The organism is Streptomyces sp. NPDC001717 (genome assembly GCF_042892775.1).
In the GTDB taxonomy this organism is placed as follows: domain Bacteria; phylum Actinomycetota; class Actinomycetes; order Streptomycetales; family Streptomycetaceae; genus Streptomyces.
On record NZ_JBIAUK010000006.1, the window covers coordinates 139,316 to 158,057 of the forward strand.

An 18,742-nucleotide genomic window follows, 5' to 3' on the forward strand; every position below is an offset into this window, starting at 1 on the left:
GCCGCCGACTACGGTCCCTCGGCGGCGCACCCGCACCTGTTTCCGGCCCTACGGGCAGCTCAGGCGGGTGTCGCCCGCGTCCGTCGTGCACGTGTCGGTGCCGAAGCCGCCGTTGGCGGTGTCGTTGCCGGAGACCCCGTCGACCGTATTGAGGCGGTCGTCGCCGTAATTGCCGATCAGCGTGTCGTTCCCGGCGTTGCCGTTCAAGGTGTCGTTGCCGAAGCCGCCGTCGACGTTGTCGTTGCCGGGGCCCGCGTGGACGGTGTCGTTGCCGTAACCGGCGCTGATGGTGTCGTTGCCGCTCAGACCGCAGATCACGTCGTTGAAGTAGCCGCCGGTCAGGGTATCCGCGCCGCTGGTGCCGATGATCGTGCAGCCTCGCGCGTTGTTGACCGTACTGGTCGCCGTCGCCGTGTTGTCGGCGGTGACGGGGTCGGTCTGCGTGGCGGAGACCACGGCCCGGTCCGACAGCGTTCCCGTGGCCCGGGGTTCGGCCACCAGCGTCACGGTGGTCCGGGCGCCGGGGGCGAGGGAGCCCAGGGCGCAGTTGGCGCCGGTGGCGGTGAGGGTGCAGGTGCCCTGGCCGGGGACGGCGGACAGGAGCGTGCCGGCACCCGTCAGGGTGTCGGTGAGGGTGACTCCGGTGGCCGTGGTCGTGGTGCTGGTGTTGGTCACCGTCACGGTGTAGGTCGCCTGGTCGCCGATGCTGACGGTCGCGGTCCCGGTCTTGGTGACGGACAGGTCCGCGGTGGTGGGCGGCGGAGGCGTGCTGCCCGCGCCGCCCAGGTAGCGGGCCACGGCCCGGTCGGCGCTCAGGCTGTTGGCCTCGCCGGCGACGCCGGCCGCGAGGATCTTGCCGTCCGCCTGCAGGGCCACGGAGGTGGCCTGGTCGGAGACGCCGCCGAAGTCGGTGGTCACGCGGCCGTCACCGTCGAAGCCGGTGTCCGGGCTGCCGTTGGCGTTGTACCGCGCCAGCGCGAAGTCGCTCGCGTAGAAGCCGGCCGCGACGATCCTGCCGTCGGACTGCACGGCCACGTCCGCCGCGCCGCCGTTCTCGGGCCCGAAGTTGGTGGTCACCCTGCCGTCGCCGTCGAAGGTCGTGTCCGGGGCCCCGTTGGCGGTGAACCGGGCCAGTGCGAACTGGTTGCCCGCGGCGCCCGCCATGACGATCCTGCCGTCGGGCTGCAGGGCCACGCCCCGCGCGTACGATCCGAAACCGGGGCTCACCTTGCCGTCGCCGTCGAAGGTCGCGTCCAGGCTGCCGTTGGTGTTGTAGCGGGCCAGCGCAAAGCCTGCCGTGCTGGTCCCGGCGGCGACGATCCTGCCGTCGGACTGCAGCGCCAGATCGGAGACCCCCTGGCAGCAGCCGCCTCCGAAATCGGTCATGACGATGCCGTCACCGTCGAAGCTCGTGTCCGGGCTACCGCCCGGCGTGAGGCGCGCCAGGGTCCAGCGCCCGAGGCTGTCCCCGCCCAGGACGATCGCGCCGTTCGACTGCACCGCCACCGCCTGGGCGGTGTCGATCGTGTCGACGTCGGGGTCGATGAGGGCCCTGCCGCCGTCGCCGTAGGTGGTGTCCAGGCTGCCGTCGCCGTTGTAGCGGGCCGACGCCCACGCGCCGACACCGGCGATGGAGGTGGAGCCTCCCACCGCGACGATCTTGCCGTCGGGCTGCAGGGCCAGGGCCCGGGCCTCGTCGTTGTTGACGTCGAAGTCGGTGGTGACGATGCCGTCGCCGCCGCCGAAGGTCGTGTCCAGGCTGCCGTCGGTGTTGTAGCGGACCAGGACGAAGTCGCCCGAGGTCTCGTCGAAGTAGCCGTCGCCGACCGTGACGATCTTTCCGTCCGGCTGGACGACCATGCCCGCGATGTTCTCGTAGCCGGTCACGTGCGTGACGACCTTGCCGTCGCCGCTGAACGAGGGGTCCAGGTCCGCGGGGGCTGCCGCCGCCGCTCCGGGCAGGCTCAGTACGAGCGCCAGCCCGGCGGCGGCCACCGCGCCGGTGCGCCCGGACCGGCGCCGTGGAAAGTACAGGGACATGGGGGAACGCTCCGTCTGTCGGTTCCTGGGTCCCCCCACCTTTCGGGCGCGCGGCCCGCTCGCGGGCGACGGCCGGGCCGGGGCTGCGCCCACTGGACCCCCGGCTTCCACTCCCAGGGGTGACGGCCCGTCGGCAGGCGGTACCCGCGTGAGTCCGGCCTGCCCGACCGCCGACTCGGCCGCACTCGTACGTGAAGAACCCGTACAGGTGATCGATCATCTGTGGTCGGACGTTGCCGAGGTGCGTAGCGTGGCGGGCCATGCGGCTGCACGGCCGTGCGACCACAACCCTGGGGGGCCGACGATGTCGTTCGAGGAAGAGTGGGCCGCGGACAAGGCGGCCGCCGTCGCGATGAAGCGCCGACCTCGGCCCGATGGCGACCGCGGTCACCCAGTGGACCGAGATGATCGCCAAGCTGACGCAGCTGAATACCGACGCGTCGGCCATGACGGCCAAGGCCGGCAAGTCCACGGGGCGGGGTGAGAACGCCTCCGTCACCAAGGAGTTCGTCGGCAAGACGGGCAAGGAGTTCGGTGACGCCGTCACCGAGGCCGAGTTCGACCTGTCGGAGCTGGACGTGAGCTCCGGCGAGTACGAGGGCGTCCTCCAGCCCACCGCCCGGCAGTGGTACCAAAACGGCCTCACGGACGCCGACAAAAGGATGGGCGAGCGGTAGTGACGAGGAAGAAGTACGTGGTGCCGGCGGTCGTGCTCGTGACCGCGGCGGTGGTCCTGGCCGCCGTCCAGCTGTGGCCCAGCCCGCTGAAGGACCTGCGGGCGCGGAACCGCTGCCTCGGCATGCTCACCGAGAAGACCGTCGGAAGCCTCGACGACGCCAAGGGCGGCAAACTGGTGGTGGACGAGGACAGGAGCGAGGGATCGGGGCCCGACCCCGTGTTCTCCACCATCTGCTTCGTCGGTCGCGAAACGGACAAGGGCACGACCCCACGCATCCAGTTCACCCTGGACGTGCGGCCCGCCGAGAGCCCGAACCCCCCGGTGAACGGTGCAACCCTGCTCACCGGCCGCCGTTCGGGGTGGGTGGGCCCCCGGCAGAGCGAGGTCCAGCTCCCCGCCGGGTGCCCGAAGAAGATGAAGGCGGGCGCCGCGTACGTCACCGTCACGCTGAAAGTCTCGCCGGGCATCCTCGTGGCGCAGAACTGGAACGAGGCGGACGTCATCACGGCCGCCCGGACGGTCGTCCTGGAGGCGGTCGACAACCTGGCCGAGCAGTACGGCTGCAAGGCGTAGGGTCGCCCCGCCGTGGCAGCGGCCACCGGTCGGCGGTCACCGCTGCCACGGCACGTCCGGTGCCCGGTAGAAGGGGATGTCCTGCGCGGCCAGCCGGGGGCCCTGCGCCGCCAGGCGTTCCCGGTACGACTCCCAGTCCAGCGCCCCCGCCGGGGACCAGCCCAGTTCCGCCAGGCTCAGCAGCCGCGGGAAGGCCATGAACTCCCAGTCGGCCCGGGTCGCGATGGTCTCCGTCCACAGCGGGGCCTCCACCCCCAGGACCGCGGATTCCGGCACTCCGGGCAGATGGGCCCCCGGGTCCCAGGAGTACGACTTCCTCACCGGGACGAGGCCCGCCCAGGCCAGGCCGGGCTTCGTCGTGAGGTCGTACTTCATGTCCAGGTAGAGCCGGTCCGCCGGGGAGAGGATCAGCCGGTGGCCGGCCGCGGCCGCCGCCGCGACCTTCTCCTTCTCCGCCGCCGCGGTGCGGTCGTGCCCCCAGTACTGGAGCACCGCGCCCGGCGCCGGGCGGGCCGCCGCCAGCTGGTGCCAGGCCACCACCGTCTTGCCGTGGCGTGCCACGGCCTCCTGGGCGCGGTCCATGAAGGCCGCGTAGTCCGCCGCCGGGGTGGAGTGGGCCTCGTCCCCGCCGATGTGCAGGTAGCGGCCCGGGGTCAGCTCCGCCAGCTCGCCCAGGACCTGGTCGATGAACTCGTACGTCAGCTCCTTGCCGACGCACAGCGAGCTGAAGCCGACCTTGATGCCGGTGTAGCGGGCGGGGGCCTTCCCGTCGCAGTTGAGTTCCGCGTAGGAGGCGAGCGCCGCGTTGACGTGGCCCGGCATGTCGACCTCCGGGACGAGGTCGACGTACCGCTCCCCCGCGTAGGCGACGAGGTCCCGGTACTCGTCCTTCGTCCAGTGGCCGCCCGGGCCCCCACCGACCTCGCCGGCGCCGCCGTACGTGGCGAGCCGCGGCCAGGAGTCGATCGCGAGGCGCCAGCCCTGGTCGTCGGTGAGGTGCACGTGCAGGGTGTTGACCTTGTACTGGGCGAGCTGGTCCACGTACCTCTTGACCTGCTCCACCGTGAAGAAGTGGCGGGCGACGTCGACCATCGCCCCCCGGTACGCGAACCGCGGCGCGTCGGTGATCTCCCCGCCCGGCACCGTCCCCGGACCGGACGCGGGCAGCAGCTGCCGCAGCGTCTGGCCCGCGTGGAAGAGGCCCTCGGGGGTGCGTGCGGTGAGGGTGACCCCGTCGGGACGGGACTCCAGCCGGTAGCCCTCCTCCCCCACCCCCTCGGCCCGCCCGTCGATCCGCAGCCGGATCCCGCCCCCGTGGCCCCCGTCGCCGTCGACCACCGGCAGCGGCAGCCCGCTCGGGCGGCGCAGCTGCTCGGCCAGGAGCTCGCCGACCCGGCGGACCTCCGCGCCCGAGCCCCGGGGCGTACGGATGACGGTGCCCGGGCCCACCGCGTACCCGGGGCCGCCGGCCCGGGCGGAGACGGGTGCGGGCAGGAGCGCCTCGAAGGGGGTCGGGACGGCCCCGCGCCCGCCGCCCGGCCGGGCGTCGTCGCCGTGGGCGGCGGTGGTGCAGGAGGCGGCGCCCGCGGCCAGGAGGGCACCGAGGAGGGCGGCGAGCGTGCGTCGCGGTCGCAGGACTCTCATGGGCCCAGATATAGGCCAACCGGCCCGCCTGGGTGGGTGTGAGAATGATCGGATGGCGGAAATCATCCAGAAGGACGGCACTTGGACCTTCGACGGGGACGCGGTGCGCATCGTGCCGGGCCGCGACAAGGGGGTCTCACTCCTGAGGCAGACCCTCGGCGAGGTGCTCGTACCGCTGCGGGCGCTCGCGGGGATCTCGTACGAGCCCGGTCGCAAGGCGGGCCGGCTCCGGCTGCGGCTGCGTGACGGCGCCGACCCGCTGCTCCAGGTGACGGGCGGGCGGCTGCCGGAATCCTCGGACCCGTACCGGCTGACCGTGGAGTCGGACCGCAGCGGGGTCGCGGAGTACTTCGTGGACGAGGTGCGCCAGGCCCTGCTGCTGGACCAGGTGGACCCGGGACCGACGGCCTCGTACCTGCTGCCGGGGCCCGCCGTCCCGATCGCGGTGGGCGCGGGCGACGGGACGGCCGCCTTCGACGGCGACCGGGTGGCGCTGGAGTGGAACTGGACGACGGAGGAGGCCAAGCGCTCCGGCGGTCCGCGCGTCCTGCGCCTCGCCGATCTGCGGTCGGTGGAGTGGTCCCCGTCGAAGGGGCTGGAGAACGGCTGGCTGCGCTTCACCCTGGCGGGCGCCGGCCAGGCCCTGGCCCCCAAGTACGACCCGCACACGGTGGAGCTCTTCGGATTCAAGAAGGACCCGCTGATGGCCCTGGTCGCGGCGGCCGTGGCGGTACGGATGCCCCACCCGGCCGCCCCGCAGGACGCCCCTCAGGACGCCGCGCCGGCGGCGGTCACGACGGTCGTACCGGCCGAACCGCACAAGTCCCTCGACCCCGCCGGGGCGGCGGCCCCCGTCGAGGACCACGACGCCCTGCTGCGGCGGCTGCGCGAGCTGGGTGAGCTGCACCAGTCGGGCGTTCTGACCGCCGAGGAGTTCACCTCGGCCAAGCAGGCCGTTCTGCGCCGTTTCTAGCGCATTTACAACCGGAAGTACCCATTCCCTGGTACATACCAGCGAGATCCTGCCCGATTCCGGGCAGGATCTTTGCTTTCACCGCTCGGAGCCGCCAGTATCTACGGGTGCTCGATCGCCGCCCGTCGCATGACGATCTCGTCGAACACCTGGTGCGCAGCACCTCGCTCCAGCGGGGCGAGGCGGCCCGGGTGGTCCTCGACGTGCTCGCGTACTTCGACGAGACGACCGAGGAGTTCGTCCGCCGCCGCCACCGGGAACTGCAGTCCGGCGGAGCGGTGAACGCGGAGATCTTCGAGCGGATCGCGGCCGAGCTGCCGCACCGCGCCGTGGCGCCCCCGGAGCTCTCGCTCCGGCAGCTGCGCCGCATCGTCTACGGCTGAGCCGGCCGCCGCACCCGCGGCCGCGAACGAGTACAGGAACCGAACTTCAGGAGGGGCTAAACCGTATGTGCGGAATCGTCGGTTACATCGGCAAGCGTGACGTGGCACCGCTGCTGCTCGAAGGTCTGCAGCGGCTCGAATACCGCGGGTACGACTCCGCGGGCATCGTCGTGAACAGCCCGAAGGCCGCCGCCCTCAAGGTCGTCAAGGCCAAGGGCCGCGTGCGCGAGCTGGAGTCCCGCGTCCCCAAGCGCTTCGCCGGCACCACCGGCATCGCCCACACCCGCTGGGCCACGCACGGCGCGCCGAGCGACATCAACTCGCACCCGCACCTCGACGCCGACAACAAGGTCGCCGTCGTCCACAACGGCATCGTCGACAACGCCTCCGAGCTGCGCGCGAAGCTCGAGGCCGAGGGCGTCGTCTTCGTCTCGGAGACCGACACCGAGGTCATCGTCCACCTGATCGCCCGCTCCACGGCCGACTCCCTGGAGGAGAAGGTCCGCGAGGCCGTCAAGGCGATCGAGGGCACCTACGGCATCGCCGTCATGCACGCCGACTTCGCCGACCGCATCGTCGTCGCCCGCAACGGCTCCCCGGTGGTCCTGGGTATCGGCGAGAAGGAGATGTTCGTCGCCTCGGACGTCGCAGCCCTGGTCGCCCACACCCGCCAGATCGTCACCCTCGACGACGGCGAGATGGCCACCCTGAAGGCCGACGACTTCCGCACCTACACCACCTCCGGCGCGACCACGACCTCCACCCCGGAGACCGTGGAGTGGGAGGCCGCCTCGTACGACATGGGCGGTCACGACACCTACATGCACAAGGAGATCTCCGAGCAGCCCGACGCGGTCGACCGCGTGCTGCGCGGCCGGATCGACGACCGCTTCAACACCGTCCACCTCGGGGGCCTGAACCTGGACCCGCGCGAGGCGCGCGGCATCCGCCGGGTCAAGATCCTGGGCTGCGGCACCTCGTACCACGCCGGTCTCATCGGCGCCGGCCTCATCGAGGGCATGGCCCGCATCCCCGCCGACGCCGAGCCGGCCTCCGAGTTCCGCTACCGCAACCCGGTCGTGGACCCCGACACCCTCTACATCGCCGTCTCCCAGTCCGGTGAGACGTACGACGTGCTCGCGGCGGTGCAGGAGCTCAAGCGCAAGGGCGCCCGCGTCCTCGGCGTCGTCAACGTGGTCGGTTCGGCCATCGCCCGCGAGGCCGACGGCGGCGTGTACGTGCACGCCGGCCCCGAGGTCTGCGTCGTCTCCACCAAGTGCTTCACCAACACGGTCGTGGCCTTCGCGCTGCTCGCCGTGCACCTGGGCCGCATCCGGGACCTGTCGGTCACCGACGGCAAGCGGATCATCGACGGCCTGCGCAAGCTGCCCGCGCAGATCCAGGAGATCCTCGAGGGCGAAGAGGACATCAAGAAGCTGGCGGCCGAGTTCGCCGAGGCCAAGTCGATGATGTTCATCGGCCGGGTGCGCGGCTACCCGGTGGCCCTGGAGGCCTCCCTGAAGCTCAAGGAGATCTCCTACATCCACGCCGAGGCCTACCCCGCCTCCGAGCTCAAGCACGGCCCGCTCGCCCTCATCGAGCCCTCCCTCCCCACGGTCGCGATCGTCCCGGACGACGACCTGCTGGAGAAGAACCGCGCGGCGCTGGAGGAGATCAAGGCCCGCAGCGGCCGGATCCTCGCGGTCGCCCACCGCGAGCAGGAGAAGGCGGACCACACCATCGTCGTCCCGAAGAACGAGGACGAGCTGGACCCGATCCTGATGGGCATCCCGCTCCAGCTGCTGGCCTACCACACGGCCCTGGCCATGGGCCGGGACATCGACAAGCCGCGCAACCTGGCGAAGTCGGTCACCGTCGAGTAGTCACGGGCAGCCGCCCGACACGGAAGAACCCCCGAGCGCACCGCGCACGGGGGTTCTTCTCGTAGAGCCGGTCAGCTCGCGGCGACCGCGCCCCTGCCGGCCTTGCCGACGGCCATGGGCCAGTTCGCCAGCGCCGCCGTGGCCCCGTACCAGGCCAGGAGACCGGAGACGGCGGCAACCCAGCCGCCGGCCTTGGCGAGCCCGCCGTTGTCCGCGAAGGCGGCTATCGCCAGCAGGACGAGGGACAGGGTCAGCAGGCCGTAGACGCCCTGGCCGAACAGACCGCTCGCGGCGGAGACCGTGAGGGTCAGCGCGAGCAGCGCGAAGAGGACCAGAAACGTTCCGGCTGCGTCGCCCGAGGCCGCGTCACCCGCGCCCTTGGCCCACGTGAACCAGAAGATGCCGAGGCCCGCGAACGCGGTGCCGTTGGATCCGTTGCCGCCGCGGAACTCCAGGAGTCCGAGGAGGAAGAGGGCGACGCCGCCGACGTACATCGCGAGCGACACGGAACTGGCAGCGGTCACGCCGTCGATGACGCCGGTGTGGCCGATACCGAATGCGAGAAGGGTGAGCCCCAGGGCGATGTTCCCCAGGGTCGAAGTCGAGGCCGTGCTTCCCGCAGAGACACCATTGTCCACGGCGGGCTCCCTTCGATCTGCAGTTGTTTGCTGCGTCCCAGCAGCACTTATCTACCCTTTACACGGGTGCACAACCGCACAATCGGCTTAACGAATGGTCACGAGATGACAACGCTGAGCGACGGGGAGCGGCGTCGCCCCTCGACTGCGGTCAGGGAATGACGACGACCGGTCGCTGTGCGCGTTTGGCCAGTCGGCCGGCCACGGAGCCGAAGATGCGGCCCACGATCCCGTGGGTGGAACCCACCACGATGGCGTCGGCCGAATACTCCCGGCCGACCTCCTCCAGCTCATGGCAGATGTCACCACCGCGCTCGACCAGGATCCACGGCACTTCGGCCAGATAGTCCGCACAGGCCAGCTCCAGCCCGAGCACCTCGGTGCGGTGGTCCGGCACGTCGACGAAGACCGGGGGCTCGCAGCCGGCCCACACGGTCGTGGGAAGCCGGTTGGCGACATGGACGATGATCAGACCGGATCCGGAGCGGCGAGCCATGCCGATCGCGTACGCCAGGGCGCGCTCACTGGAAGTGGATCCGTCGAATCCCACAACGACCCCGTGCCGGAAGGCCGGATCGCAGGCAAGGCGCGGCTGTTCCGCCGGGCGCAGCTCGGCGGCCGACGCGGGGTCGGCGAGCCGCTTGCGCTTGCGGTCCGCGGGTTCGGAGAAGTCGTGACCGGCCATGGGTGTCTCGGCGAAGAGGTCCTTGGAGGAAGCAACAGGGGAAATTGGCGACGCAGTGTGACGGAGCTCTGTCCGGGAAGCATCTTCCCAAGCCCATACCCACCAGGGTACGGCGACACTCCTGTCCTGCACAGGGCTTGCCGCCCTTGGAGAGCGTCCCAGGGAGCATGCCGGAGTGAGCGCGCCTTGGCAATGGCGGCTGCCCCCTACAGCCAGTGACGAGGTCGGGTCTTCGCCACCCGTGCGCGCAGTGACCGAGGCCCGCCGCGCGGCGTTGGTCATGCGTCCGACCTTCAGGTACGAGCCCGCAGGGAGTACGCCGTGTCCGCCCGTCCGGTTCACCCCGTCCAGCCCGTCCAGCCCGCTCGGTCGACCCCGTCGGCCCCGTCCCCCCGTCCCCCTCTTCACCCGTCCGTGCACTCCGCCGGACGGCAGCACGACGACCCCGCGGGTGACGTCGTGCGCTGGGCGGCCTTCAGCTGCCTGCTCGTCCCCGTGGTCCTCGTCGTCTACGGGACCTCCTTCGGCGGGGCCGCGGTCGCCACCCTCGGGCTGCTCGCCGTCACGACCGCGTGCCGGGTGCTGCTGCGCCACTCGGAGCGGACGGAGCGGGCCGCGCGGGTGCCGTCGCAGGAGCACCTTCCGCCCGCACGCCGCCGCCGGCGACCCCGCGCGGCGGCCGGCGGGCGGCGCGGCTGCGGCGCTTCCGAGCCTCCGGACCCGCAGGACTGACTGATTCGCACACCCACACCCGCATGTTTTCAGCCAACTTCCCGGCAGGACCGCCCCCTTGCCGGAATGTCCCCCCAACCCCCCCACCACCAGGGACTACAGGGTCAACAGGACATCCGGACCCCATGCGTACTGGCCACGAGCGCACGCGACCATCTCCGTACCGGTAGCGGAGCGGAACGCTTCCTGATCGAATGCTTTTCGCCAAGTTGAGAAGTCGACATAGCGCTGCGTGCTGAACTTGTCACGCCGACACCACGGGACGCAGTAGATTCGATCATGTATTTACGGCGGGGGATCCACGTGCAAGGCCGAGGGGAAACGTGCAGGTGCGACCAGACCAAGGAGTCGCGACACCCAAGGGGGGCTTAGCGCCATGAGCCAGGATTCCACCGCAGTCATCGCCGACGCGGGACGGAAGCTCGCGGGGCGTCGCCGCAGGGAGATCGTCGCGGTGCTGCTGTTCAGCGGCGGGCCGATCTTCGAGAGCTCCATTCCACTTTCCGTGTTCGGCATTGACCGGCAGGACGCGGGAGTTCCACGCTATCGACTGCTCGTGTGCGCCGGGGAGGACGGTCCGCTGCGGACCACCGGCGGACTCGAACTGACCGCGCCGTACGGGTTGGAGGCGATCGCCCGGGCAGGCACGGTCGTCGTGCCCGCGTGGCGTTCCATCACTTCACCGCCGCCTCCGGAGGCGCTCGACGCACTGCGTCTGGCGCACGAGGAGGGTGCCCGGATCGTCGGACTGTGCACGGGGGCCTTCGTGCTCGCCGCCGCCGGTCTGCTGGACGGCCGGCCCGCCACGACGCACTGGATGTACGCGCCGACGCTGGCCAAGCGGTACCCGTCCGTCCACGTCGACCCGCGCGAGCTGTTCGTCGACGACGGCGACGTGCTCACCTCCGCGGGCACCGCGGCCGGAATCGACCTGTGCCTGCACATCGTGCGCACGGACCACGGCAGCGAGGCGGCCGGGGCACTGGCCCGCCGGCTCGTCGTCCCGCCGCGCCGCACCGGCGGCCAGGAGCGCTACCTCGACCGGTCGCTGCCGGAGGAGATCGGCGCCGACCCGCTGGCCGAGGTCGTCGCCTGGGCGCTGGAACACCTCCACGAGCAGTTCGACGTGGAGACGCTGGCGGCCCGCGCCTACATGAGCAGGCGCACCTTCGACCGGCGGTTCCGTTCGCTGACCGGCAGCGCGCCGCTCCAGTGGCTGATCACCCAGCGGGTGCTCCAGGCACAGCGGCTGCTGGAGACCTCCGACTACTCGGTCGACGAGGTCGCCGGACGCTGCGGGTTCCGTTCGCCGGTCGCCCTGCGCGGTCACTTCCGCCGGCAGCTGGGGTCCTCCCCGGCCGCCTACCGTTCGGCCTACCGGGCACGCCGCCCGCAGTCCGACGTGGCGCAGGTGTCCGACATCCAGTCCGCGCCGGTGCCGCACCAGCGCACCCCGCAGCCGCAGCGGGCGGCGGCGGCCCTGGCCGCGACGGGCCCGACGGTGACGGAGCTCTACGCTCCGGGCCGGGTCCTGCGCGAACACGCGTAACCCTCACAACGGGTACGGCATGAGAAGGTCCTCCACCGGTCACCCCCGGTGGGGGACCTTCCGCGTACGACCCGCCGGACACCACCGGAGCCCCGGGCAACCGCATAAGGTGGGACACATGAACGATCGCATGGTGTGGATCGACTGCGAGATGACCGGGCTCTCGTTGACGGACGACGCACTTATCGAGGTGGCCGCACTGGTCACCGACTCGGAGCTCAACGTGCTCGGCGAAGGCGTGGACATCGTGATCCGCCCGCCGGACCACGCCCTGGAGACCATGCCCGACGTGGTGCGCGAGATGCACACCTCGTCCGGACTGCTCGAAGAGCTGGCCGGCGGGACGACCCTCGCGGACGCCGAGGCGCAGGTCCTGGCCTACGTACGGGAGCACGTGAAGGAGCCGCGCAAGGCGCCGCTCTGCGGGAACACGGTCGGAACGGACCGCGGATTCCTGCTGCGCGACATGCCCGCGCTGGAGGGCCACCTGCACTACCGGATCGTGGACGTGTCCTCGATCAAGGAGCTGGCGCGCCGCTGGTACCCGCGGGCCTACTTCAACAGCCCGCCGAAGAACGGCAACCACCGGGCGCTCGCGGACATCAGGGAGTCCATCGCCGAGCTGCGCTACTACCGGGAGGCGGTCTTCGTGCCCCAGCCCGGGCCCGACACCGACACCGCGCGGGCCATCGCGGCCAAGCACGTGGTGGGCGGCGCGTAGCCACACCGGAGCCGGGCGCGGAAGAAGGGGGGAGCGAGCACCCTCCCGGACCCTGTACCCTTTTCTTCGGCCGGTCGGTTTCCCCGACCGGACATGGTGGGTGTAGCTCAGTTGGTAGAGCACCTGGTTGTGGTCCAGGTGGCCGCGGGTTCAAGTCCCGTCACTCACCCTGCGAGAAGGCCCGGTCCGCGAAAGCGGACCGGGCCTTCTGCATGCCGGGGGGATTCACGAGGAGTCCCGGACCACCAGCCGGTTCGGGAGGACCACGCCCGCCGGGCCGTCGCCCTCCCCGCCGATCCGGTCCAACAGCATCCGCGCCATGGTCCGCCCCATCTCCTCGATGGGCTGGCGGACGCTCGTCAGGGGCGGGTCCATGTGCCGGGCCACCACCGAGTCGTCGAAACCGACCAGCGCCACGTCCTGCGGGATCAGGCGCCCCGCCGCGCGCAGCTCGCGGCGGGCGCCGGCCGCCATGACGTCCGAGCACGCGAAGACCGCGTCCAGTGCGGGGCGGCGCTCCAGCAGCTCGCGCATGGCCCGCCGGCCGCCTTCCTCGGTGAAGTCGCCGATGGCGATCAGTCCCTCGTCGACGGGCTGCCCGGCGGCCTGAAGGGCCTGGCGGTAGCCGTCGAGGCGGCACTGGGCCCCGTACACGTCCAGCGGGCCGGTGATCACGGCCGTCTGCCGCCGGCCCCGGCCGAGGAGGTGGCGCACGGCCTCGGCGGCGCCCGCGAGGTTGTCGGAGTCCACGCAGGGCAGCGGCTCGTCGGCGGAGCGGCGGCCGCTGATCACCGTCGGGATGCCCAGCTCGGCCAGCATCTCCGGCAGCGGGTCTCCCGCGTGGACGGAGACGAGCAGCACCCCGTCGACGCGGTGCCCGGTCAGGTACTGGGCGAGGCGGCGGCGTTCGCGGTCGCCGCCGGCCAGGGTGAGCACCAGTTGGACGTCGGTCTCGGCGAGGGCCGCGCCGACCCCGCGGACCACGTCGGAGAAGTAGGGCTCGGCGAAGAAGCGGGATTCGGGCTCGGGGATCACGAGCGCGATGGCGTCGGTGCGGTTGGCGGCGAGGGCCCTGGCGGCGCGGTTGGGCACGTACCCCAGCTCGGCGACGGCCCGTTCGACGGCGGCCCTGGTCCCCTCGCTGACCTTGGAGGATCCGTTGATGACCCGGGAGGCCGTGCCGCGGCCGACTCCGGCCCGCGCGGCGACCTCCTCGAGCGTCGGCCGTCCCCCACCGCGCGCTTGCCCGTTCATGGCTTCCTCCCGGATGTGAATCTACCTCTTGACGACCGTGGGAGCGCTCCCACATTGTGACACGCGACACCCGGCACGTTCCGTCCCCCAGGGAGGACCCCGATGCGAGCCCGAAGAACCCTTGTCACCACCGCCGGTCTGATCGGCGCGGCAGCCCTGCTCCTCGCGGGGTGCGCGGAGGATCCCGCCGAGCCGTCCGCGGGCGGCTCCACGGCCGCCGGCGGCAAGGCGAAGACCACCCTCACCGTCGGGGTCTTCGGGGCCTTCGGCCTCCAGGAGGCCGGTCTCTACGACGAGTACATGGCGCAGCATCCCGGGGTCCGCATCGAGCAGACCTCCATCGAGCGGAACGAGAACTACTACCCCCAGCTCCTCACCCACCTGGGCACGGGCAGCGGGCTCGCCGACATCCAGGCCGTCGAGGTCAACAACATCGCGGAGATCACCGCCACCCAGGCCGACAAGCTGGTCGACCTGGGCAAGGCGCCGGGCGTGGACAAGGCCGCGTACCTGCCGTGGAAATGGGCGCAGGGCACGGCGAGCGCGGCCAAGGGCGGGGCCACGGTCGGTCTCGGCACCGACATCGGCCCGCAGGGCATCTGTTACCGCAAGGACCTCTTCGAGGCGGCCGGTCTGCCCACGGACCGGGCGGCGGTCGGCGCGCTGTGGGCGGGCGACTGGAGCAAGTACCTGGAGGCCGGCAAGGCGTACAAGGCGAAGGCCGGGGAGGGGAAGGCCTTCGTGGACTCCGCCTCGGGCGTGATGGCGGCGGTGACCGGCGGCAGCGCGCAGCGGTTCTACGACGACCAGGGCAAGGTCGTCTACAAGTCCAACCCCGCGGTGCGCGGGGCCTTCGACCTGGCGGCGTCCTTCGCGACGGAGGGGCTGAGCGCGAAGCTCCAGCAGTTCACCCCGGCCTGGGACCAGGGCTTCGCCAACGGCTCCTTCGCCACCGTCTCCTGCCCGGCCTGGATGCTCGGCTACATCCAGGACAAGGCGGGCCCGGCCGGCAAGGACAAGTGGGACGTGGCGCAGGCGCCGAAGCCGAGCAACTGGGGCGGCTCCTTCCTGGTGGTGCCGAAGGCGGGCAAGCACGCCGAGGAGGCCGCGAAGCTGGCGGCGTGGCTGACGGCCCCGGCGCAGCAGGCGAAGCTCTTCGAGAAGCGGGGCAGTTTCCCGAGCGCGAGTGCGGCGTACGGGCTGCCGTCGGTGTCGGGCGCGAAGCACGAGTACTTCGGCGGGGCCCCGATCGGCGAGATCTTCGCGAAGGCGGCGCAGGGGGTGCCGGTGGCGGCGGTCGGCCCGAAGGACCTGGTGATCGCGCAGAACCTGGCGGACATCGGGATGCTCCAGGTCGACCAGAAGGGCCGCAGCCCCCAGGAGGGCTGGGATGCGGCGGTGAAGGCCATCGACAACGCGTTGGCCCGGTGACCGGGCCGAAGCCGCTGCGCGGGCCCCGCGTGTACCGGCGGCGCATCGCCTGCGCGGCCGCCGGCTGCCAGGGAGCCGGCGGGCGGCACGGCCGTGGCTCGTGCAGGGGGGTCCTCCCGGTCGGGGCCGGGCCCGAGCCCCGCCCCGTGGCCCGGCGCGTGCGGCCCGGGGGCGGGCCGGAGGCACGGCCCACGGCCCGTCCCGTGGCGAGGTGCACGGGGCCCGGAGGCCGCCCGAAGGCCCGGCGCCTGCGGCCCCAAGTCCGGCCGGGGACCCAGCCCGTGCAGCCCCAGGACCGGCCGGAGGCGCGGCACGCGGCACGGCCCGTGCAGCCCCAACGGTCGCGCGGTGCGTGGCCCGGCGCGGGGCGGGGGTGGTGGGGGCGTGACTGACGAGACCGTGGTGCTCGCCCCCGCCGCTTCCGCCCGCCGCCCCGCGGGGGAATGGCGTTCGCGGCGCTACCGGTGGGACGTGCGCTGGAGTCCGTACGCCTTCGTGGCGCCCTTCTTCCTCTTCTTCGCCGCCTTCGGGCTGTTCCCGCTGCTGTACACGGGCTGGGCGGCGCTGCACCAGGTGGAGCTGACCGACCCGGACTCGATGACGTGGGTGGGGCTGAAGAACTTCACCCGCCTGTGGGACGACGAGTTCTTCTGGAACGCGCTGCGCAACACCGTCACCATCGGGCTGCTGTCCACGGTGCCGCAGCTGGCGATCGCGCTCGGCCTGGCCCACCTGCTCAACCACAGGCTGCGCGGCTCGACCTTCTTCCGGGTCGCGGTGCTCACCCCGTACGCGACCTCGGTGGCGGCGGCCACGCTGGTCTTCGTCCTGCTCTTCGGCCGGGACTACGGAATGGTCAACTGGGCGCTTTCGGCGGTCGGTTTCGGGGCGGTGGACTGGCAGAACGGCACCTTCGCCTCACAGCTGGCGGTGTCCGCCATCGTGATCTGGCGGTGGACGGGTTACAACGCGCTGATCTACCTGGCTGCCATGCAGGCCGTGCCGGACGAGCTGTACGAGTCGGCGGCCCTCGACGGGGCCTCGCCGTGGCGGCAGTTCGTCCACGTGACCGTGCCCTCGCTCCGCCCGACGATCTTCTTCACCTGCGTGGTGTCGACGATCGGGGCCACCCAACTCTTCGGCGAGCCGCTGCTGTTCAACGGCGGGTCGGGCGCGACGGGCGGCTCGGACCACCAGTTCCAGACGCTCGGGCTGTACCTGTACGAGCAGGGCTGGGTGAACCTGCACCTGGGGCGGGCCTCGGCGATCGCCTGGGCGATGTTCCTGATCCTGCTGGTCGTCGCGGGCGCGGCGCGGTTGCTGCGCGGACGGGAGGCTTCCCGATGAGGTCACTGCGCGCGGGGAGGTTCACGTACGTCGTCCTCGCCCTGTTCACGGCCGGCTCGCTCTTCCCCCTGGTGTGGACGGCGATCGCGGCCTCCCGGAGCAGTACGCGTCTCGCGCAGACCCCGCCGCCGTTCTGGTTCGGCGGGAACCTGGGGCGCAACCTCCGGGTCGCGTGGACCGACGCGAACATGGGCACGGCGCTGCTCAACACGGTGATCGTGGCGGGCACGGTGGCGGCCGGGACGGTGCTGTTCTCCACCCTGGCGGGCTTCGCCTTCGCCAAGCTCCGCTTCCGGGGCCGCCGGCTGCTGATGTCGCTGGTGGTCGGCACGATGCTGATCCCGCCGCAGCTGAGCGTGGTCCCGCTGTACATGCTGATCGCCCGGCTGTCGTGGACCGACCGGCTCCAGGCGGTGGTCCTGCCGACCCTGGTCTCCGCCTTCGGGGTCTTCTTCATGCGGCAGTACCTGACCCGGGCGCTGCCGTCGGAGCTGGTGGAGGCGGCCCGCACGGACGGGGCGAGCTCGCTGCGGATCGTGTGGCACGTGGTGTTCCCGGCGGCCCGGCCGGCGATGGCGGTGCTGGCCATGCTGACGTTCGTCATGGCCTGGAACGACTTCTTCTGGCCGATCGTCGCGCTGACCCAGAACGGCAGCCCGACGGTGCAGGTGGCCCTGACCGGGCTGGGCCGGGGCTACATCCCCGACCAGTCGGTGATCATGGCGGGCGCGCTGCTGGGCACGCTCCCGCTGCTGCTGGTGTTCCTCGTCTTCGGCCGCCGGATCGTCGGCGGCATCATGCAGGGAGCGGTCAAAGGATGACGGATCTCCATTTCCCCGAGGGGTTCCTCTGGGGCACGGCCACCGCGGCCTTCCAGATCGAGGGGGCGGCCGCGCTGCGCGGGCCGTCCATCTGGGACACCTTCTGCGCCACGCCGGGCAAGGTGCACGGCGGTCACACGGGCGAGGTGGCCGTGGACCACCACCGGCTGTGGCGGGAGGACGTGCGGCTGATGGCAGGGCTGGGGCTGGGCGCCTACCGGTTCTCGGTGTCCTGGCCGCGGGTGCTGACCGGCGGGATCGGCTTCTACGACGCGCTCGTCGACGAGCTGCTCTCGTACGGGATCACGCCGTGCGTGACGCTGTACCACTGGGACCTGCCGCAGGAGCTGGAGAGCGCCGGCGGTTGGCCGGAGCGGGAGACGGCGTACGCCTTCGCCGAGTACGCCTCGCTGGTGTCAGCGGCGCTGGCCGACCGGGTGGAGCTGTGGACCACCCTCAACGAGCCCTGGTGCAGCGCCTTCCTCGGCTACGCCTCCGGGGTCCACGCCCCCGGCCGGACCTCCCCCGCCGACTCGCTGCGCGCCGCGCACCACCTCAACCTGGCGCACGGGCTGGCCGCCGCCGCGCTGCCGGCGTCGGCGCGGACGGGCATCGCGCTCAACCTGAGCGCGGTACGGCCGCTGACCGGCTCGGCGGCCGACGCGGACGCCGTGCGGCGCATCGACGCCCTCGGCAACCGGATCTTCACCGGCCCGCTCTTGCACGGGGCCTATCCGCAGGACCTCTTCGAGGACACCGCCGCCCTGACGGACTGGTCGTTCGTCCGCCCCGGCGACGAGGCGCTGATCCATCGGCCGCTGGGCTTCCTGGGCGTGAACTACTACACCCCGGCGCTGGTCTCCGCCGCCCCCGACGGCGCACCCGGCCCGCGCGAGGACGGCCACGGCGGCGGGGAGCACTCCCCCTGGCCGGGGGCGGAGGGGGTGGCCTTCCACCAACCTCCGGGCGAGCGGACCGACATGGGCTGGTCCGTGGACCCGACGGGCCTCCACGACCTGCTCACGCGCTGCGCCCGCGAAGCCCCCGGCGTGCCGCTGCTGGTCACCGAGAACGGCGCGGCGTACGGCCCCGCCCTGCACGACCCGGACCGCATCGGCTATCTGGAGGCCCACCTGGCCGAGGTCCACCGGGCGCTGGCGGACGGCGTCCCGATCGAGGGCTACTTCCTGTGGTCGCTGATGGACAACTTCGAATGGTCCTACGGCTACGACAAGCGGTTCGGCATCGTCCACGTCGACTACGAGACCCTGACGCGGACACCGCGCTCCAGTGCCCACTGGTACGCCCGCGTGGCCAAGTCCGGTTTCTTGTCGCGCGCTTGACGCCGTCCGGCCTGCCGTCGGGTCCGCGGCGGGCCTATCGTGACGG

17 protein-coding genes and 1 tRNA gene are annotated in these 18,742 nt (G+C 71.9%); 13 read left to right on the forward strand and 5 right to left on the reverse strand.

Features of this window, described 5'->3' with window-relative positions; genetic code table 11:
* Nucleotides 1–48 precede the first annotated feature (48 nt).
* Nucleotides 49–2,040, reverse strand: coding sequence for a calcium-binding protein (locus ACFYZL_RS13590; protein ID WP_388678806.1), 1,992 nt, complete (start codon nucleotides 2,038–2,040; stop codon nucleotides 49–51).
* Between the two features lie 374 nt (nucleotides 2,041–2,414).
* Here ACFYZL_RS13590 and ACFYZL_RS13595 point away from each other — a divergent pair, with 374 nt between their 5' ends.
* A complete protein-coding gene (locus ACFYZL_RS13595; RefSeq protein ID WP_388678809.1) occupies nucleotides 2,415–2,717 on the forward strand; it encodes a hypothetical protein in 303 nt (100 codons plus the stop codon).
* A complete protein-coding gene (locus ACFYZL_RS13600; protein WP_384749898.1) occupies nucleotides 2,717–3,292 on the forward strand; it encodes a hypothetical protein in 576 nt (191 codons plus the stop codon). The genes ACFYZL_RS13595 and ACFYZL_RS13600 overlap by 1 nt, the downstream gene beginning before the upstream one ends.
* A 36-nt stretch (nucleotides 3,293–3,328) precedes the next feature.
* Here the strand turns inward: ACFYZL_RS13600 and ACFYZL_RS13605 are convergent, their stop codons facing one another.
* Entirely contained in the window at nucleotides 3,329–4,936 is a 1,608-nt protein-coding gene (locus tag ACFYZL_RS13605) for a beta-N-acetylhexosaminidase (protein ID WP_388678812.1), read from the reverse strand.
* 52 nt (nucleotides 4,937–4,988) lie between these two features.
* Here ACFYZL_RS13605 and ACFYZL_RS13610 point away from each other — a divergent pair, with 52 nt between their 5' ends.
* The 3 genes from ACFYZL_RS13610 (at nucleotide 4,989) to glmS (ending at nucleotide 8,175) form a co-directional block, all read left to right on the forward strand.
* Nucleotides 4,989–5,909, forward strand: a complete 921-nt coding sequence (locus ACFYZL_RS13610) for a DUF4429 domain-containing protein (RefSeq protein ID WP_384749904.1) — start codon at nucleotides 4,989–4,991, stop codon at nucleotides 5,907–5,909.
* A gap of 107 nt (nucleotides 5,910–6,016) precedes the next feature.
* A complete protein-coding gene (locus ACFYZL_RS13615; protein ID WP_329385221.1) occupies nucleotides 6,017–6,292 on the forward strand; it encodes a hypothetical protein in 276 nt (91 codons plus the stop codon).
* Between the two features lie 65 nt (nucleotides 6,293–6,357).
* Entirely contained in the window at nucleotides 6,358–8,175 is a 1,818-nt protein-coding gene (gene glmS, locus ACFYZL_RS13620) for a glutamine--fructose-6-phosphate transaminase (isomerizing) (protein WP_384749907.1), read from the forward strand.
* Nucleotides 8,176–8,246: 71 nt separating this feature from the next.
* Here the strand turns inward: glmS and ACFYZL_RS13625 are convergent, their stop codons facing one another.
* The gene (locus tag ACFYZL_RS13625; RefSeq protein WP_384749910.1) at nucleotides 8,247–8,813 is read right to left on the reverse strand and encodes a GPR1/FUN34/YaaH family transporter; all 567 of its coding nucleotides are present in this window, start codon (nucleotides 8,811–8,813) and stop codon (nucleotides 8,247–8,249) included.
* 151 nt (nucleotides 8,814–8,964) lie between these two features.
* The gene (locus ACFYZL_RS13630) at nucleotides 8,965–9,498 is read right to left on the reverse strand and encodes a universal stress protein (protein WP_384749913.1); all 534 of its coding nucleotides are present in this window, start codon (nucleotides 9,496–9,498) and stop codon (nucleotides 8,965–8,967) included.
* A gap of 414 nt (nucleotides 9,499–9,912) precedes the next feature.
* On the opposite strand from ACFYZL_RS13630, the gene ACFYZL_RS13635 reads away from it, so the two are divergent.
* The 4 genes from ACFYZL_RS13635 to ACFYZL_RS13650 all read left to right on the forward strand — a co-directional run bounded on the left by ACFYZL_RS13635 (nucleotide 9,913) and on the right by ACFYZL_RS13650 (nucleotide 12,669).
* The gene (locus ACFYZL_RS13635) at nucleotides 9,913–10,230 is read left to right on the forward strand and encodes a hypothetical protein (protein ID WP_384749915.1); all 318 of its coding nucleotides are present in this window, start codon (nucleotides 9,913–9,915) and stop codon (nucleotides 10,228–10,230) included.
* A gap of 376 nt (nucleotides 10,231–10,606) precedes the next feature.
* Nucleotides 10,607–11,779: a helix-turn-helix domain-containing protein gene (locus tag ACFYZL_RS13640; protein ID WP_384589866.1), complete on the forward strand. Its 1,173-nt coding sequence runs from the start codon at nucleotides 10,607–10,609 to the stop codon at nucleotides 11,777–11,779.
* Between the two features lie 118 nt (nucleotides 11,780–11,897).
* Nucleotides 11,898–12,500 carry an oligoribonuclease gene (gene orn, locus ACFYZL_RS13645; protein WP_384589863.1) on the forward strand — a complete coding sequence of 201 codons (603 nt, stop codon included), beginning with the start codon at nucleotides 11,898–11,900 and terminating at the stop codon, nucleotides 12,498–12,500.
* A 96-nt stretch (nucleotides 12,501–12,596) separates the two neighbouring features.
* Nucleotides 12,597–12,669, forward strand: a tRNA-His gene (locus tag ACFYZL_RS13650).
* Nucleotides 12,670–12,725: 56 nt separating this feature from the next.
* Here ACFYZL_RS13650 and ACFYZL_RS13655 read toward each other — a convergent pair.
* A complete protein-coding gene (locus tag ACFYZL_RS13655; RefSeq protein WP_384749918.1) occupies nucleotides 12,726–13,754 on the reverse strand; it encodes a LacI family DNA-binding transcriptional regulator in 1,029 nt (342 codons plus the stop codon).
* Nucleotides 13,755–13,856: 102 nt separating this feature from the next.
* Here ACFYZL_RS13655 and ACFYZL_RS13660 point away from each other — a divergent pair, with 102 nt between their 5' ends.
* From ACFYZL_RS13660 to ACFYZL_RS13675, 4 genes are all read left to right on the forward strand, one after another.
* Nucleotides 13,857–15,185, forward strand: coding sequence for an ABC transporter substrate-binding protein (locus ACFYZL_RS13660; protein ID WP_384749921.1), 1,329 nt, complete (start codon nucleotides 13,857–13,859; stop codon nucleotides 15,183–15,185).
* A 384-nt stretch (nucleotides 15,186–15,569) separates the two neighbouring features.
* Nucleotides 15,570–16,532, forward strand: coding sequence for a carbohydrate ABC transporter permease (locus tag ACFYZL_RS13665; protein ID WP_384750325.1), 963 nt, complete (start codon nucleotides 15,570–15,572; stop codon nucleotides 16,530–16,532).
* Nucleotides 16,529–17,353: a carbohydrate ABC transporter permease gene (locus ACFYZL_RS13670; protein WP_384750323.1), complete on the forward strand. Its 825-nt coding sequence runs from the start codon at nucleotides 16,529–16,531 to the stop codon at nucleotides 17,351–17,353. The genes ACFYZL_RS13665 and ACFYZL_RS13670 overlap by 4 nt, the downstream gene beginning before the upstream one ends.
* A complete protein-coding gene (locus ACFYZL_RS13675) occupies nucleotides 17,350–18,696 on the forward strand; it encodes a GH1 family beta-glucosidase (RefSeq protein ID WP_384750320.1) in 1,347 nt (448 codons plus the stop codon). Before ACFYZL_RS13670 ends, ACFYZL_RS13675 begins: the two co-directional genes overlap by 4 nt.
* The last annotated feature ends 46 nt before the right edge of the window (nucleotides 18,697–18,742 follow it).